14 protein-coding genes and 2 tRNA genes are annotated in these 15,120 nt (G+C 71.6%); 9 read left to right on the forward strand and 7 right to left on the reverse strand.

Features of this window, described 5'->3' with window-relative positions; all coding sequences use genetic code 11:
* Positions 1-77: 77 nt before the first annotated feature.
* The 3 genes from ACH4LD_RS27095 to ACH4LD_RS27105 all read left to right on the forward strand — a co-directional run bounded on the left by ACH4LD_RS27095 (position 78) and on the right by ACH4LD_RS27105 (position 2,684).
* A complete protein-coding gene (locus tag ACH4LD_RS27095) occupies positions 78-539 on the forward strand; it encodes a molybdenum cofactor biosynthesis protein MoaE (RefSeq protein ID WP_014674870.1) in 462 nt (153 codons plus the stop codon).
* Positions 540-1,362: 823 nt separating this feature from the next.
* Positions 1,363-1,536, forward strand: a complete 174-nt coding sequence (locus ACH4LD_RS27100) for a hypothetical protein (protein WP_165951753.1) — start codon at positions 1,363-1,365, stop codon at positions 1,534-1,536.
* A 50-nt stretch (positions 1,537-1,586) separates the two neighbouring features.
* Positions 1,587-2,684 carry a PDZ domain-containing protein gene (locus tag ACH4LD_RS27105; RefSeq protein WP_398056130.1) on the forward strand — a complete coding sequence of 366 codons (1,098 nt, stop codon included), beginning with the start codon at positions 1,587-1,589 and terminating at the stop codon, positions 2,682-2,684.
* Positions 2,685-2,758: 74 nt separating this feature from the next.
* Here the strand turns inward: ACH4LD_RS27105 and ACH4LD_RS27110 are convergent, their stop codons facing one another.
* Positions 2,759-3,301, reverse strand: coding sequence for a PPA1309 family protein (locus ACH4LD_RS27110; protein ID WP_165951754.1), 543 nt, complete (start codon positions 3,299-3,301; stop codon positions 2,759-2,761).
* A 164-nt stretch (positions 3,302-3,465) separates the two neighbouring features.
* Between ACH4LD_RS27110 and ACH4LD_RS27115 the strand changes: the two genes are divergently transcribed.
* From ACH4LD_RS27115 to ACH4LD_RS27130, 4 genes are all read left to right on the forward strand, one after another.
* Positions 3,466-6,360, forward strand: a complete 2,895-nt coding sequence (locus tag ACH4LD_RS27115; protein WP_398056190.1) for a UPF0182 family protein — start codon at positions 3,466-3,468, stop codon at positions 6,358-6,360.
* Between the two features lie 41 nt (positions 6,361-6,401).
* A tRNA-Met gene (locus ACH4LD_RS27120) sits at positions 6,402-6,475 on the forward strand.
* Positions 6,476-6,681: 206 nt separating this feature from the next.
* On the forward strand, positions 6,682-8,493 hold the full coding sequence (locus tag ACH4LD_RS27125; protein ID WP_207928519.1) for a tetratricopeptide repeat protein: 1,812 nt from the start codon (positions 6,682-6,684) through the stop codon (positions 8,491-8,493).
* A gap of 68 nt (positions 8,494-8,561) precedes the next feature.
* Positions 8,562-8,635: transfer RNA gene (locus tag ACH4LD_RS27130), tRNA-Met, on the forward strand.
* Positions 8,636-8,796: 161 nt separating this feature from the next.
* Here ACH4LD_RS27130 and ACH4LD_RS27135 read toward each other — a convergent pair.
* Complete coding sequence (locus tag ACH4LD_RS27135) at positions 8,797-9,213, reverse strand: Fur family transcriptional regulator (protein ID WP_132788560.1); 417 nt, start codon at positions 9,211-9,213, stop codon at positions 8,797-8,799.
* Between the two features lie 145 nt (positions 9,214-9,358).
* Here ACH4LD_RS27135 and ACH4LD_RS27140 point away from each other — a divergent pair, with 145 nt between their 5' ends.
* A complete protein-coding gene (locus ACH4LD_RS27140; RefSeq protein ID WP_132788561.1) occupies positions 9,359-10,813 on the forward strand; it encodes a catalase in 1,455 nt (484 codons plus the stop codon).
* A gap of 66 nt (positions 10,814-10,879) precedes the next feature.
* Here the strand turns inward: ACH4LD_RS27140 and ACH4LD_RS27145 are convergent, their stop codons facing one another.
* Both ACH4LD_RS27145 and hisN read right to left on the reverse strand, forming a co-directional pair.
* Positions 10,880-11,275 (reverse strand): cyclic nucleotide-binding/CBS domain-containing protein, encoded by a 396-nt coding sequence (locus ACH4LD_RS27145; protein ID WP_103812491.1) that lies wholly within the window; start codon positions 11,273-11,275, stop codon positions 10,880-10,882.
* 160 nt (positions 11,276-11,435) lie between these two features.
* Positions 11,436-12,236, reverse strand: a complete 801-nt coding sequence (hisN, locus tag ACH4LD_RS27150) for a histidinol-phosphatase (protein ID WP_132788562.1) — start codon at positions 12,234-12,236, stop codon at positions 11,436-11,438.
* Positions 12,237-12,465: 229 nt separating this feature from the next.
* Between hisN and ACH4LD_RS27155 the strand changes: the two genes are divergently transcribed.
* Positions 12,466-13,071: a TetR/AcrR family transcriptional regulator gene (locus tag ACH4LD_RS27155; RefSeq protein ID WP_398056129.1), complete on the forward strand. Its 606-nt coding sequence runs from the start codon at positions 12,466-12,468 to the stop codon at positions 13,069-13,071.
* An 8-nt stretch (positions 13,072-13,079) separates the two neighbouring features.
* On the opposite strand, the gene ACH4LD_RS27160 is transcribed toward ACH4LD_RS27155, so the two are convergent.
* From ACH4LD_RS27160 to rsgA, 3 genes are all read right to left on the reverse strand, one after another.
* Positions 13,080-13,685 (reverse strand): hypothetical protein, encoded by a 606-nt coding sequence (locus ACH4LD_RS27160; RefSeq protein WP_398056128.1) that lies wholly within the window; start codon positions 13,683-13,685, stop codon positions 13,080-13,082.
* A gap of 10 nt (positions 13,686-13,695) precedes the next feature.
* Positions 13,696-14,019: a multidrug efflux SMR transporter gene (locus ACH4LD_RS27165; RefSeq protein ID WP_103812495.1), complete on the reverse strand. Its 324-nt coding sequence runs from the start codon at positions 14,017-14,019 to the stop codon at positions 13,696-13,698.
* Between the two features lie 84 nt (positions 14,020-14,103).
* Positions 14,104-15,114, reverse strand: coding sequence for a ribosome small subunit-dependent GTPase A (gene rsgA, locus ACH4LD_RS27170; protein WP_398056127.1), 1,011 nt, complete (start codon positions 15,112-15,114; stop codon positions 14,104-14,106).
* Positions 15,115-15,120: the final 6 nt, after the last annotated feature.

Genomic DNA, 15,120 nt, shown 5'->3' on the forward strand with positions numbered 1-15,120 from the left:
AGCCTCCAAGCGTCCCGCGCGCGTGCCTGCGGAAACTCGTATTCCACGGTGTCACACCCGTGAGGCACGATGGGGGCATGGCGCATACGAACGATCACCCCGGTGAGCAGGCGGCACAGGACCCCATCAAGCTGATCGGCATCCGGGAGACCCCGCTCTCCGTGGACGAGGTGTTCCAGGCCGTCGGCGACGACGCGGCCGGGGGCGTCGCACTGTTCGTGGGGACCGTGCGGAACCACGACGGGGGTGCCGACGTGGACGCGCTCGGGTACTCCTGCCACCCGAGTGCCGAGGCCGAGATGCGGCGGATCGCCGAGAAGGTCGTCGCCGACCACCCCGTGCGGGCGCTGGCCGCCGTCCACCGGGTGGGGGACCTCCGGGTCGGGGATCTGGCCGTCGTCGTCGCCGTGGCCTGCCCGCACCGCGCGGAGGCCTTCGACGCCTGCCGCAAGCTGATCGACGACCTCAAGCACGAGGTGCCCATCTGGAAGCACCAGAAGTTCTCGGACGGCACGGAGGAGTGGGTCGGCGCCTGCTGACGCCTGACCGGCGCCAGATCCTGACGGGCCCGCCTGCCGCTTCCCGGCCCGGCCGCCGGCTGATCCTGGTCGGGCGCCTGCTGATCCGGCCGGAGCCCGCCGTTCCCGAACGCCCGCCTGCCGCTTCCCGGCCCGGCCGTCGGCTGATCCTGGCGCGAGCGCCTGCTGATCCGGCCGGAGCCAGTCGTTCCCGAACGGCCGCCTGCCGACCCGGGCCCGGCCGCCGCTGACTCCCGGCCGGCGCGCCCTGGCGCCTCCCGGCTCCGGTCCGGAGCCCGCTGGCCCCGGCCCGGCACCCGCTGACCCGCTAGCTTGCGCTTGCTGTCTTCGCCCGGCACCCGCAGCCCTCGCCCGGCACCCGCAGCCCTCGCCCGGCACCCGCAGCCCTCGCGCGGCCCCCGCAGCCACCGCCGGGTCCGCGTCAGCCGCGGCCCGACGACCCGGCCCAGCGCCCGCAGCCCCGCCCTGCGCCCGTACACCTCGGCCCGGCCCCCGCAGCCTCCAGCCCGACGACCCGGCCCCCGCAGCCCCCAGCCCGGCCCCCGCAGCCCCCAGCCCGGCCCCCGCAGCCCCCAGCCCGGCCCCCGCAGCCCCCAGCCCGGCCCCCGCAGCCCCGCCCGTCCACCCCGCCCAGTGTCCGCCGCTCCTCGTCCCGCGCCCGTCCGCTGATCCGTCTGGTCTTCCGGGGTCCCCCGAAGGCGTCACACCCGGCACACGTCTGCTCCGGTTGCGTAACCGGCACCCTAGCGTGAGCGTTGTCCGTGCAGACGGTTAATCTGCTGATCAGTCATTTGCGGACGCTCGTGGCGTATGGGAGGTCGGCATGGGGGTGCTTGTCTGGCTGCTGATCCCGCTGGTGGCCGCGATCGGCGGCGGGCTGTGGGGAACGTGGGCCAACCGGACCCGCAAGACGCGGAGCGACGGCCCTGAGCTGGACGGATACGCCCGGTTCCGCGAGGCCATGGAGAAGTCCCACACGGGTGCGCGCGGCGCCTGACGGGGGTGCCCTGACGGTGCGCCGACACAGGCGTCCCGTACTGTCGTGACATGCCACGCCGCACCGCGACGATGCTCGCCTCGACCCTGATGCTGATCGCGCTCCTGTGCGCGGGAGTCCTCATCCCCGTGCCGTACGCGGAGATGTCTCCCGGCCCGACCGTGAACACGCTCGGGGAGCACGACGGCGAGCCGGTGCTGCAGATCTCGGGGCACAAGATCTACCCGACGGACGGCCATCTGAACATGACGACCGTCCGGGTCACCGGGGCCGACTACCAGATGAACCTGGTGGAGGCCGTCTACGGCTGGCTCGCCCACGACAGCAAGGTCATCCCGCACGACACGCTGTACCCGGACGGCAAGACGGAGGAGCAGTCCACCCAGGAGAACGCCGAGGAGTTCAGCCAGTCCCAGGAGAGTGCCAAGGTCGCCGCCCTGAAGGAGCTGGGCGTCCCGGTGAAGTCCTGGGTGATCGTCTCCACGGTCGTCAAGGGCTCCCCGGCCGAGGGCACGCTGCACGCCGGTGACGTGATCAAGGCCGTCGACGGCACGGTGATCAAGCAGCCGTCCGACGTCGCCAAGCTGGTCACCAAGCACAAGCCGGGGCAGAAGGTCGTCTTCACCGTCGTGCCCGCCAAGGAGCAGGCCGCCGCCGAGAAGGCGAACAGGGTGGCGACCAGGACGCAGGACGTCACGATCACGACGACGACCTCCGACGACACCGGGCCCAAGCGGGCCATCGTCGGCATCTCCGCCGGGACCGACCACACCTTCCCGTTCACCATCGACATCAAGCTCGCCGACGTCGGCGGGCCCAGCGCCGGCCTGATGTTCGCCCTCGGCATCTACGACAAGCTCACCCCGGGCAGCCTCACCGGCGGGAAGTTCGTCGCCGGCACCGGCACCATCGACGACAACGGCACGGTCGGCCCGATCGGCGGCATCGAGATGAAGACCGTCGGCGCGCGCGACCGCGGCGCCCGGTACTTCCTGACCCCCGCCGACAACTGCGCGGCGGCCGCCAAGGACACCCCGGACGGGCTCACCCTGGTCAAGGTCAAGACCATCGGTGACGCGCTCGACGCGCTGAAGGACATCCGCAGCGGGGACACCGCCGCCCTGCCGAAGTGCACCGCCAAGGGCTGAGCGGGCCGTGACACGGCTGGGGGCGCCCCTGACCACCAGGGGCGCCCCCGGCGCCGTACCCCCGAGGGGCGGGATCAGTCCGCGAACGTCGCCGCCAGGGCGTCCGCCAGGCCCGGCACCAGGTCGGGGCCGGTCAGGACCTCCGTCGGGGAGTCCTTCTCCCGCAGCCGCAGCGCCGACTCGCGGCTGCCGTCGCGCAGCACGGCCACCGTCATCCGGACCTCCTGGCGCTCGGGGTGCTCGGCCACCCACCTGGCCAGCCCGGCCTCGTCCAGACCGGAGGGGACCTGGGCCTCGGCGGACGGCGGCAGCATCAGGCGCTCCACCGCGAGCGCGCAGCCGGTCACGGCGTCGGGCCAGGCGATGGTGCCGAGGAACTCGTCGAGGGGCTTGCCGGACGGCAGCTCGTCCTGCTCGATCGGGGTGAGACCGACGGTCTCGGACTCGTCCTCCAGGCCCAGCTGGGCCGCGAGCGAAGGTTCCTGAGCCCGCAGCCGTGCGGTGTCTACGAGGGCGAAGAGGCGAGCGGGCTGGTCCCAGCCGAGGCCGGAGACGTACTCGTCGATTTCGAGTACGGCCCGGGTGAGCGGGCTCGCTGCCATGGGAGTGTTGGACATGGTCACAATCCTGCCTCGTTCCCGGCCGGAATCGGGAACCGAGTAAACCGTGAGTAAGTTGCATAGGTGTGGGCCCGCGATCACGGGGGGCCACGGCGGGCCCGCGAACCCGAGGGTCTGACGGATCGACAGCGAACTTCGAGGTGCGCACCTTGGCTTTCCAGATGCCGGACCGCGGCGGAGGCCCGACGGGGCCACGGATCAGAGCGGGCCGCCCGTCCCGGAGGGTGAGGGCCCTGCTCGTGACACTGGGCGTGCTCGCCGTGCTCGGCATGGCGTTCACCATGTTCGCGGGCTTCTGGACGGACTGGCTGTGGTACCGGTCGGTGCACTACTCGTCCGTGTTCACCACCACCCTGTCGACCAAGATCGGGCTGTTCTTCGTCTTCGGCCTGCTGATGGCGGCCGCGGTCGGCCTGAACATCTGGCTCGCGCACCGGCTGCGGCCGCCGCTCAGCGCCATGTCCATGGAGCAGCAGAGCCTCGACCGCTACCGCATGGCCATCGCGCCGTACAAGAAGTGGCTGCTGCTCGCCGTCACCGCCCTGGTCGGGCTGATCGCGGGCGCCTCCGCGTCGAGCCAGTGGCGGACCTGGCTGATGTGGGTGAACGGCGTGCCCTTCCACCAGAAGGACCCGCAGTTCCACCTCGACGTATCCTTCTACGCCTTCGACCTGCCCTGGTACCGCTTCCTGCTGGGCTTCGGCTTCGCCGCCGCCATCCTGTGCCTGATCACCGCCGCGCTCACGCACTACCTGTACGGCGGGCTGCGCGTCACCAGCCCGGGGGCCCGCGCCACCGCCGCCGCGACCGGCCACCTGTCGGTGCTGCTCGGCATCTTCGTCGCCCTCAAGGCGGTCGCCTACTGGCTCGACCGGTACGGCCTCGCGGTCAAGTCCAGCGACTTCAAGGCGACCGGCAACTGGACCGGACTGCGCTACGTCGACGCCAACGCCTACCTGCCGGCCAAGACGATCCTGTTCTGCATCGCCGTCATCTGCGCGCTGCTGTTCTTCGCCACCCTGTGGCGGCGCACCTGGCAGCTCCCGGTCATCGGCTTCGGCCTGATGGTGCTGTCGGCGATCCTGATCGGCGGCCTGTACCCGGCCATCGTGCAGAAGTTCCAGGTCCAGCCGAACGAGCAGGCCAAGGAGGCGCCGTACGTCCAGAAGAACCTGAAGGCGACCCGCGAGGCGTACGGCATCGACCAGGCCAAGGTCTCCGAGTACCCGGGCAAGTCCACGACCTCGGACAAGACGAAGCTGCGCGACCAGGTCGACGCCACGGCCAGCATCCGCATCATGGACCCGAACGTCGTCTCGCCGACGTTCCAGCAGCTCCAGCAGATCAAGGCCTACTACGGATTCCCGACCAACCTCGACGTCGACCGGTACCCCAAGGACGGCAAGGAGCAGGACACCGTCATCGGTCTGCGCGAACTGAACCTGGACGGCATCCCGAAGAACAACTGGATCAACGACCACTTCCGCTACACGCACGGCTTCGGCGTGGTGGCCGCCAAGGGCACCGAGGCGGACTCCGAGGGCCGGCCGGTCTTCACCGAGAAGAACCTGCCGTCCCAGGGCGACCTCGGGACGTACGAACAGCGGATCTACTACGGCGAGAAGACCACCACGTACTCGATCGTCGGAGGCCCCCAGAAGGAGGTCGACTACTCCGACAACGAGCGTGAGATGACCACCAGCTACCAGGGCAAGAGCGGGGTCAACCTCGACAACCCGGTCAACCGGGCCGCGTACGCGGTGGCGTTCAACGAGCCGCAGATCCTCTACTCGGGCGCGATCGGCAAGGGCTCCCGGATCCTGTACAACCGCACGCCCAAGGAGCGCGTGGAGGCGGTGGCCCCCTGGCTGACCATCGACGGCGACGCGTACCCGGCGGTCGTGAACGGCCGCATCCAGTGGATCGTCGACGCGTACACCACGTCGAACGGCTACCCGTACGCCTCCCGTACGACCCTCGGTGACACGACGGCCGACTCGCTGACCGCGACGAACAACTCCCGCGCGGTGGTGGCCCAGCAGAACCAGGTCAACTACATCCGCAACTCGGTGAAGGCGACCGTCGACGCCTACAGCGGCGAGGTCAAGCTGTACCAGTGGGACACCCAGGACCCGGTGCTGAAGACCTGGATGAAGGCCTTCCCCGACACGGTGGAGCCGCGCAGCGCGATCTCCCCGGACTTGATGGACCACCTGCGCTATCCGCAGGACCTGTTCAAGGTGCAGCGGGAGCTGCTCACCCGCTACCACGTGACGGACGCGCAGACGTTCCTCACCGGCAGCGAGGTGTGGCAGGTCCCGGACGACCCGACGAACAACTCGGGCAGCGCGGTGCCGCCGTACTACCTGAGCATGAAGATGCCGGGCCAGAGCGAGCAGGCGTTCTCGCTGACGACGACGTTCACGCCCAACGGGCGGGACAACCTCAGCGCCTTCATGGCCGTCGACTCCGATCCGCGCACCAGCGACTACGGCAGGATCAGAGTCCTGAAGCTGCCGACGAACACGACCGTCGACGGCCCCAAACAGGTCCAGAGCCAGTTCAACTCCGAGTCGGCCATCGCGGAGACCATCAGCCTCCTCAGCCGCGGACACTCGAAGGTGGAGTACGGCAATCTGCTGACCGTGCCACTGGACGGGGGCCTGCTGTACGCGGAGCCCGTCTACGTCCGCGGTGGTTCGCTCAAGTACCCGTTGCTGAGGAAGGTTCTGGTCACCTACGAGGGCAAGACTGCCTTCAAGGACACCCTGGACGAGGCCCTCGACGAGGTGTTCGGCGTGAAGGGCTCGGCCAGGCCGCCCCAGACCGGCACCACGACCCCGCCCAACACCGCCAGTCCGACGGTCAAACAGGCGCTGGAAGACGCGCAGAAGGCGTTCGACGCCGGGCAGCAGGCGCTGAAGAACGGACCGGACTGGGACGCGTACGCCAAGGCGCAGAAGGATCTCCAGGACGCGCTGAAGCGGGCCGAGGAGGCCCAGTCCAAGACGGGCGGCAAGAACGGCGACAAGAACGGCGACAAGAACCGGAGTTGATCAAGGCCCCCTCGCGCCGTGGTACGGTTGACACACAACGGCGCGGGGTGGAGCAGCTCGGTAGCTCGCTGGGCTCATAACCCAGAGGTCGCAGGTTCAAATCCTGTCCCCGCTACTGAAGTCGAAGGCCCGGATCCAACACGGATCCGGGCCTTCGTGGTGTGCGAACTCATGTGCTGAGGGGAGGGACCGGCCGCGCCGCCGTGGGGAGTTGGGCGGTATGTGTTTGACTTGTCTCTCTGTGGGCATGTCGACAAAACGCTCAAGTGACCTCACGGGCTGCGTTATACCGGGTGTACCCAGGTTGCAGGTGGTGCGACGATGGACGTTATGGGGGACAAGGCAACTCTGTTCGAGTCAGGGCGATTTGTGCAGCCTTCCGACGCGGAGCCGGCCCGCGACGAGTTGGCGGACATGGGGGAAGCCGGCGAGGAGACGCGCCTCGCGCTCGCCGCGCAGAGCGGTGACGCCGAGGCGGCTAGCGTCCTCGGGGCCATGCTGCTGCGCCGCGGCGACCTGGACGGAGCCGAACCCCACCTGCGCGCGGCCACCGCGGCCGGTGACCGGGCCGCCGCCAACAACCTGGGCGTCCTGCTGCACCAGCGCGGCTACCCCGAGGAGGCGGCCGGCTGGTGGCGGATCGCCGCCGTCGCCGGTTCCGCCGCCGCCGCGCACGCGCTCGGCCGTCACCACCGGGAGCGCGGTGACGAGCCGGCCGCCGAGTACTGGCTGCGCCAGTCCGCCGAGCAGGGCCATGTCCTCGGCGCCTACGCGCTCGCCGACCTGCTGGAGCACCGCGGGGACGTCGGCGCCGAGCACTGGATGCGTGCCGCCGCCGAGCGCGGACACCGCGAGGCCGCCTACCGGCTGGCGCGCGCGCTCGACCGCGCGGCCGGACACGGGGAGGAGACCGGGGGTGACAACGCTGTCGCGGAGGCCGAGCAGTGGTACCGGCAGGCCGCCGCGCGCGGGCACCGGCGGGCCGCGCTCCAGCTCGGGGCCATCCTGGAGAAGCGCGGCGAGCTGAAGGAGGCCGGGCGCTGGTACCTGACCTCCGCCAAGGACGGCGAGCCGCGGGCCGCCTGCGCGCTCGGCTTCCTGCTGCGCGACGCCGGCGACACCGAGAGCGCGGCCGTGTGGTGGCTGCGCGCCGCCCAGGACGGCGACGGCAACGCGGCCAACGCGCTGGGCGCGCTGCACGCCGAGCGCGGCGAGACCCAGACCGCCGAGCGGTGGTACCGGGCCGCGCTGGACGCCGGTGACGACAACGGCGCCTACAACCTCGGGCTCCTCTGCGCCGAGCAGGGCCGCACCGCGCAGGCCGAGCAGTGGTACCGGCGGGCCGCGTACGCCGGGCACCGCGAGGCCGCGAACGCGCTGGCCATCCTGCTGCTCCAGAACGGCGACACGACCGGGGCCGAGCCGTGGTTCTCCAAGGCCGCCGAGACCGGGAGCGTGGACGCCGCCTTCAACCTAGGCATCCTGTACGCCGGGCGCGGTGAGGACGAGATGGCGCTGCGCTGGTACGAGCGGGCGGCGGCCGCCGGGCACGCCGAGGCCGCGCTCCAGGTGGGGATCGCCCGGCTGCGCGAGGGCGACGAGCAGGAGGCGGAACGGCATCTGCGCTGTGCGGCGGGCGGCGGCAGCGCGGAGGGCGCATACCGGCTGGCCGCCCTGCTCGACGCGCGGCGGCCGCCGGAGCCCGCGCACGAGCTGGGCGAGACCGTGCAGGAGAAGACCGAGTGCGAGGAGTGGTACGAGCGTGCCGCCTCGCAGGGGCACCGGCGGGCGCAGGTGCGGGTCGGCATGCTCGCGGCGGCGCGGGGCGACGTGGTGGAGGCGGCGCGGTGGTACCGGGCGGCGGCCGAGGCCGGGTCGCGCAACGGCGCCTTCAACCTGGGGCTGCTGCTCGCCCGCGAGGGGAGCGAGCCCGAGGCGGCGGTGTGGTGGACCCGGGCCGCCGATGCCGGGCACGGGCGGGCGGCGCTGCGGCTGGCCCTCGTCTACGCGCGTCGCGGCGAGCTGGCGGAGGGGCAGCGGTGGGCCGACAGGGCGGTCGCGCTGGGGCCGGCGGAGGTGTCCGAGCGGGCGGGACGACTGCGGGACGCGCTGCGGGAGGAGCTCTCGGCGTGACGCCGGACACCCCGGCCCCAACCGATTTGCTTCTCGATGCCTCACTCACGTAGTGTCGAGTTCACCGACGCGGGGTGGAGCAGCTCGGTAGCTCGCTGGGCTCATAACCCAGAGGTCGCAGGTTCAAATCCTGTCCCCGCTACTGAAGGCCGAGGGCCGGAATCCAGAGATGGGTTCCGGCCCTCGGTGTTTTCGTACCCGGCCACCCGCATACGCGACCGACCGGCCACCCGCATACGCACCCGGCAACCCGCATACGCGAAGAGCCCCGGCGGATGCCGGGGCTCCAGGGAAGCGGGTGTACTACGCGCCCGCGCAGTCCGGGCACAGCCCCCGGTACGTCACCTCGACGTCCGACACCGCGAAGCCGAAGCGCTCGGTGTCGGGGAGGTCGGCGAGGGGGTTGCCGGTCGGGTGCACGTCGCGGATCGCGCCGCACCGGGCGCAGACCAGGTGGTGGTGCGGCCGGTGCGCGTTCGGGTCGTACCGCTTGGCGCGCTTGTCCGTCGTGACTTCCAGCACCTCGCCGAGCGAGACCAGCTCGCCCAGGGTGTTGTAGACGGTCGCCCGGGAGATCTCGGGCAGCTTGGCGACAGCCCGTGCGTGGACCTCGTCGGCCGTCAGATGGACGTGCTCGCCGTTCAGGACCTCGGCCACCACGCGTCGCTGCGCGGTCATCCGCCATCCGCGTCCACGCAGCCGTTCCAGAAGGTCGCTCATGGCCACCAGCCTAACAGGAAGAGTCCCCAGGTCGGGAATAGGTGTGATTTTGGATCGTCGTTTGACTTAGACAATGTCCATTGTAGGATCGAAACCGGCTTTGGCCACAGGACAGGACTAGTCAGTGATGACGCAGGAGGCGTACGTGACGCAGGGACCGCTCACCACGGAGGCCGGTGCCCCGGTCGCCGACAACCAGAACAGCGAGACGGCAGGCGTCGGCGGGCCGGTCCTCGTCCAGGACCAGCTCCTGCTGGAGAAGCTGGCGCACTTCAACCGCGAGCGCATCCCGGAGCGCGTGGTGCACGCCCGTGGCGCCGGCGCGTACGGCACCTTCACCGTGACCGCCGATGTCACGCCGTACACCCGCGCCGCGTTCCTCTCCGAGCCCGGCAAGCAGACCGAGGTCTTCCTGCGCTTCTCGACCGTGGCCGGCAACCTCGGCGCGGCGGACGCCGTCCGCGACCCGCGCGGCTTCGCGCTGAAGTTCTACACCGAGGAGGGCAACTACGACCTCGTCGGCAACAACACCCCGGTCTTTTTCATCCGGGACGCGATCAAGTTCCCGGACTTCATCCACACCCAGAAGCGCGACCCGTACACCGGCAGCACCGAGGCCGACAACGTGTGGGACTTCTGGTCGCTGTCGCCGGAGTCCACGCACCAGGTCACCTGGCTGTTCGGCGACCGCGGCATCCCCGCGTCGTACCGGCACATGGACGGCTTCGGCTCGCACACCTACCAGTGGAACAACGCGGCCGGCGAGGTCTTCTGGGTCAAGTACCACTTCAAGACCGACCAGGGGATCAAGAACCTCACCGCCGAGGAGGCGGAGGTCCTCGCGGGCAAGGACCCCGACTCGCACCAGCGCGACCTGCGCGAGGCGATCGAGCGCGGGGAGTTCCCGAGCTGGACCGTGGGCGTGCAGATCATGCCGGCGGCGGACGCGGCGACGTACCGCTTCAACCCGTTCGACCTGACCAAGGTGTGGCCGCACGCGGACTACCCGGTCATCGAGATCGGCAAGCTGGAGCTGAACCGCAACCCGCGGAACATCTTCGCCGAGGTCGAGCAGTCGATCTTCTCCCCGGCGCACTTCGTGCCCGGTATCGGCCCCTCGCCCGACAAGATGCTCCAGGGCCGGCTCTTCGCCTACGGCGACGCCCACCGCTACCGCGTCGGCATCAACGCCGACCACCTGCCGGTGAACCGCCCGCACGCCACCGAGGCGCGCACCAACTCCCGTGACGGCTTCCTCTACGACGGCCGGCACGGCGGTGCGAAGAACTACGAGCCGAACAGCTTCGGCGGGCCGCAGCAGACCGGCCGTCCGCTCTGGCAGCCGTTCGACGGCTTCACGGGCGGCACCGGCAACCACCCGACGCCCGTGCACGCCGAGGACGACGACTTCGTGCAGGCGGGCAACCTGTACCGGCTGATGTCGGAGGCGGAGAAGGAGCGGCTGATCGCCAACCTCGCGGGCGCGATCTCGCAGGTCTCGCGCGAGGACATAGCCGAGCGCGCGATCGGCAACTTCGCGGCCGCCGACGCCGACTTCGGCAAGCGGCTGGAAGCGGCGGTGCGGGAGCTGCGCGGCTGAGCCGGCCGCCCTCGCGGCTGGGCGGGCCGGACCCCACGGTGCTCGGGGTCCGGCCCGCTTCGCATGTCACAGCGCGGGCGTGGGTTCGCGGGCCGGCAGCCAGCGGCGGACGATGTCGCGGACCGAGACGATCCCGGCAACGTCGCCGCGGTCGAGGACGACGAGGTGCCGGAAGCCGCCGTGCGCCATGGCGCGGGCCGCCTCCTCCAGGGTCCAGGTGGGGGCGGCGAAGACGACGTCGGTGGTGGTGTGGGCGTGGGTGCGCTCCGCGTCCGGGTTCTGCCCGAGGCCGACGGAGTTGAGGATGTCGCGTTCGGTCAGGATGCCGATGCCGCCGGCGTCCGGGTCGAGGACCACGGCGGCGCCGACGCGGCGGGCGGACATCAGGGCGGCTGCCTCGCGGAGGGTGTGCGCGGGGCCGAGGGTGAGAATCACCGTGCTCATGGCGTCACGGACGAGCATGGACGGACCACCTCCTAGGAATCCCTGGGGAAAGTTCAGGGATTCACAAGTTCACAAGTGGGGGTGGGCCCAGAGTGCCAGGTAAAGGGAGGGTCAACAAGGGGGCGCGCGGCGCCAGTTGAGGGCGTGGCGGGAGTACGTCCGGTCCTCTCCCCGTTCCTCACGGGCGCGGGCGGAGATACTCCAGCAGCTCGTCGTGGAGCAGGCCGTTGGACGCCGCCGCGTCGCCGCTGTGCGGACCCGGGCGGCCGTCGAGGCCGGTGAACGTGCCGCCCGCCTCCGTCACGATGATCGCGTTGGCGGCCATGTCCCACAGCGACAGCTCCGGCTCGGCGCAGATGTCCACGGAACCCTCGGCGACCATCATGTACGGCCAGAAGTCACCGTACGCGCGCGTGCGCCACACCTGGCGGGACAGATCCAGGAAGCCGTCCAGGCGGCTGCGCTCCTCCCAGCCGGAGAGCGAGGAGTACGCGAAGGAGGCGTCCGCGAGCTTGCCGACGCGCGAGACGTGGATGCGGGTCGCGGAGGTGAGGTTGCGGCCGGTGAAGGCGCCGTGGCCCTTCGCCGCCCACCAGCGGCGGCCGAGCGCGGGGGCCGAGACCACGCCGACGACGGGCTGGTAGCCGCCCTCGCCCGCCTCCATCAGGGAGATCAGGGTGGCCCAGACCGGGACGCCCCGCACGTAGTTCTTCGTCCCGTCGATCGGGTCGATCACCCAGCGGCGGGGGCCCGTGCCCTCGATGCCGTACTCCTCGCCGAGGACGGCATCCCGCGGGCGGGCGCGCTGGAGCCGGCCGCGGATGAGTTCCTCCGCGGCCTTGTCCGCCTCGCTCACCGGGGTCATGTCCGGCTTCGTCTCCACCTTCAGGTCGAGGGCCTTGAAGCGGGCCGTGGTGGCGGCGTCGGCCGCGTCCGCGAGGACGTGGGCGAGGCGCAGGTCGTCGAGGTAGTCGGGCATGTGAGGAACGGTATCCGGCGGGGCCCGTACGGGGCCACCGGGGGCGCGGGGAGAGCCCGGAGGGACCAGGCGGACCGCGCGACGGGCCATGGCGGACCCGCGGCGGGCCATGGCGGACCCGCGGCGGGAGGGCGGCCGAACGCCTCCCGCGCTCCCTCCCGAACCCTTGACAGTGCATACAAGCCCGTCAAATCTGGGCGCAGAGTCGGTGTGGTCCAGGGAGGCGAGGATGCCTGCTGCCCGGGAGTCCCTGTTGGACGCCGCGTACACGGCGCTCGCGCGCCGGCCGTGGTCCGCCGTGCGGATGGTCGACGTGGCCGCGTCGGCCGGGGTGTCCCGGCAGACCCTGTACAACGAGTTCGGCAGCAAGGACGGCCTGGCCCGGGCGCTGGTGCGGCGGGAGGCCGACGGATACCTCGCCGGCGTCGAGCGGGCCCTCGCCGGCCCCACGGGGGCGTCGGACCGGCTCACCGCCACCGCCGAGTGGACGGCCACCGCCGCCCGGGACAACGTACTCGTCCGGGCCATGCTCACCGGCTGCTGGACCGAGTGGCTGCCGAGCCCGCCGCTCACCGCCGTGCCCTCCACCACCGCGGTACCGGCGCAGCGCCGGGCGGACGGGCCGCTGCCCGCGCCCCGCGACCTCGTGCGGATCGTCCGGGACCGCGCGGCGACCGCGCTGGCCGGTCCCGGCGCCGACCCGGCCGACACCGCCGAACTGCTCCGCTCCTGCGAGCTCGTCGTACGCCTCGCCCTGTCCTGTGTGGCGGCGCCGCCGGGGGAGGGCGGGATGGCCGAGCTGGTACGGGCGGTGCTGCCACGGCACCTGGTGTGAGGGCGGCCTCAGACACCGTCCTCGTAGGGGTCGCCCCGGAAGTACACGGCCCCGTAGTGGCGGGGCCGGTCCCCGCGTTCGTGCGCGGCGTCGGAGCGGTCGGCGGGCGCGGAGCGGCGGGCCAGGTCCCGCAGCCGGTCCAGGCCGGCCAGCACCTCGGCACGGTGGCCGGACTCCTTCATCCACCGGGGCAGCCGCGCGAACATCGCCATGGTCGGACGCGCGGGGCCCCGCTCGCGCAACGCGGCACCGACGTAGGCCGTCAGCGCTTCGAGATGCTCCTCGTTGCAGGCCCACAGCACGCGGCCGAGGCACCGGGTCTGGAGCCACAGGGGCCGCCGGAAGAAGGGGTCCTCGGTGCCGCCCGGCTGGGCCCCGACCAGTCCCCGGCCGCGCGGGTCCGCCGTCCAGTGGGCGATCGCGCCGCAGCCCGCGCAGGTCAGCCGGCGCGGCAGGAACAGCAGCTCGCTGAAGTACGGCGGCGCAGGCAGGTCCGGCCGGGGGGTGACCAGCGCGCGGCCACCGCAGCCCGGGCAGACCACCAGCACCCGGCCGGTGTACTGGACCAGCCAGCGGCCCGTGTCGTGGTGCCGGGACGGACCCGTGCCCCCCATGCCCCGCCCCCTAGTGCGCCGACCCCGACAACTGCAGCCCGATCACCCCGATGATGACCAGGCTGATGGACACGATCTTCAGGGTGGAGACCAGGTCGCCGAGGAAGACCATGCCGTAGATGGCGGTGCCCGCCGCGCCGATGCCGGTCCACACGGCGTAGGCCGGGCCGACGTCCAGCTTCCTCAGGGACAGGGTGAGCAGACCGAAGCTGCCCAGGGCGAACGACGCGAAGGCGATCGTCGGCCACAGACGCGTGAACCCGTGCGAGAGCTTCAGGCACACGGCGAAGCCGGTCTCCAGTATCCCGGCCACTATGACCAGCAGCCACGCCATGTGCGGTCCTCCCGTTGATCCGGATCTCCGGCTCGGTGCGATTATGCACTTACCGGCCTCGCACCCCGGCAAACAACGCGAGGCTCAGTCGCCTTCCTTGCGCTCCCTGGTGGCCAGCAGCCGGCGCAGCGAGTACAGCCGTGCCGGGTCCGCGTGCCCCTCCGTGACCCACGCGTCCAGCGCGCAGTCCGGCTCGTCGTGGCTGCACGCGCGCGGGCAGCCCGCCGTGCCGGGTTCGAGGTCGGGGAAGGCGTGGATCACCCGGGACGGGTCGATGTGCGCGAGCCCGAAGGAGCGGACCCCCGGTGTGTCGACGACCCAGCCCCCGGCACCGCTCAGCGGCAGGGCGAGGGCGGAGGTGGTGGTGTGCCGGCCCCGGCCGGTCACCGCGTTGACGTGTCCCGTCGTACGCCGGCGCTCCTTCGGCACCAGCGCGTTGACCAGGGTGGTCTTGCCGACGCCCGAGTGGCCCACGAACGCGGTGATCTTGCCGTCGAGGTGTTCGCGGACCCGGTCCGCCGCGTCCCCGTTCTCCAGTTCCCCCCGGCTGGTGACGACGTACGGGATGTCGAGGGCGCCGTACAGCTCCAGCAGCTTGTCCGGCGGGGCCAGGTCCGACTTGGTCATCACCAGCAGCGGCTCCAGACCGCCGTCGAAGGCCGCGACCAGGCAGCGGTCGATCAGCCGGGGGCGGGGCTCGGGATCGGCCAGGGCCGTGACGATCGCCAGCTGGTCGGCGTTGGCGACGACCACCCGCTCGTACGGATCGTCGTCGTCGGCCGTGCGGCGCAGCACCGACGTCCGCTCCTCGATGCGGACGATCCGCGCGAGCGTGTCCTTCGCGCCGGACAGGTCACCGACCAGGGCCACCCGGTCACCCACCACGGCCGCCTTGCGGCCCAGCTCGCGCGCCTTCATCGCCATCACGACCCGGTCCTCGACCAGGCAGGTCAGCCGCCCCCGGTCGACGGTGAGGACCATGCCCTCGGCCGCGTCCTCGTGCTTGGGCCGGATGTTCGTCCGCGGCCGGTTGCCCTTGCGGTTGGGACGGCTGCGGATGTCGTCCTCGTCGGTGTGCTTGCCGTAGCGGCGCATGGCGTA

It is taken from the genome of Streptomyces sp. NPDC017676 (genome assembly GCF_044329325.1).
Lineage (GTDB): Bacteria > Actinomycetota > Actinomycetes > Streptomycetales > Streptomycetaceae > Streptomyces.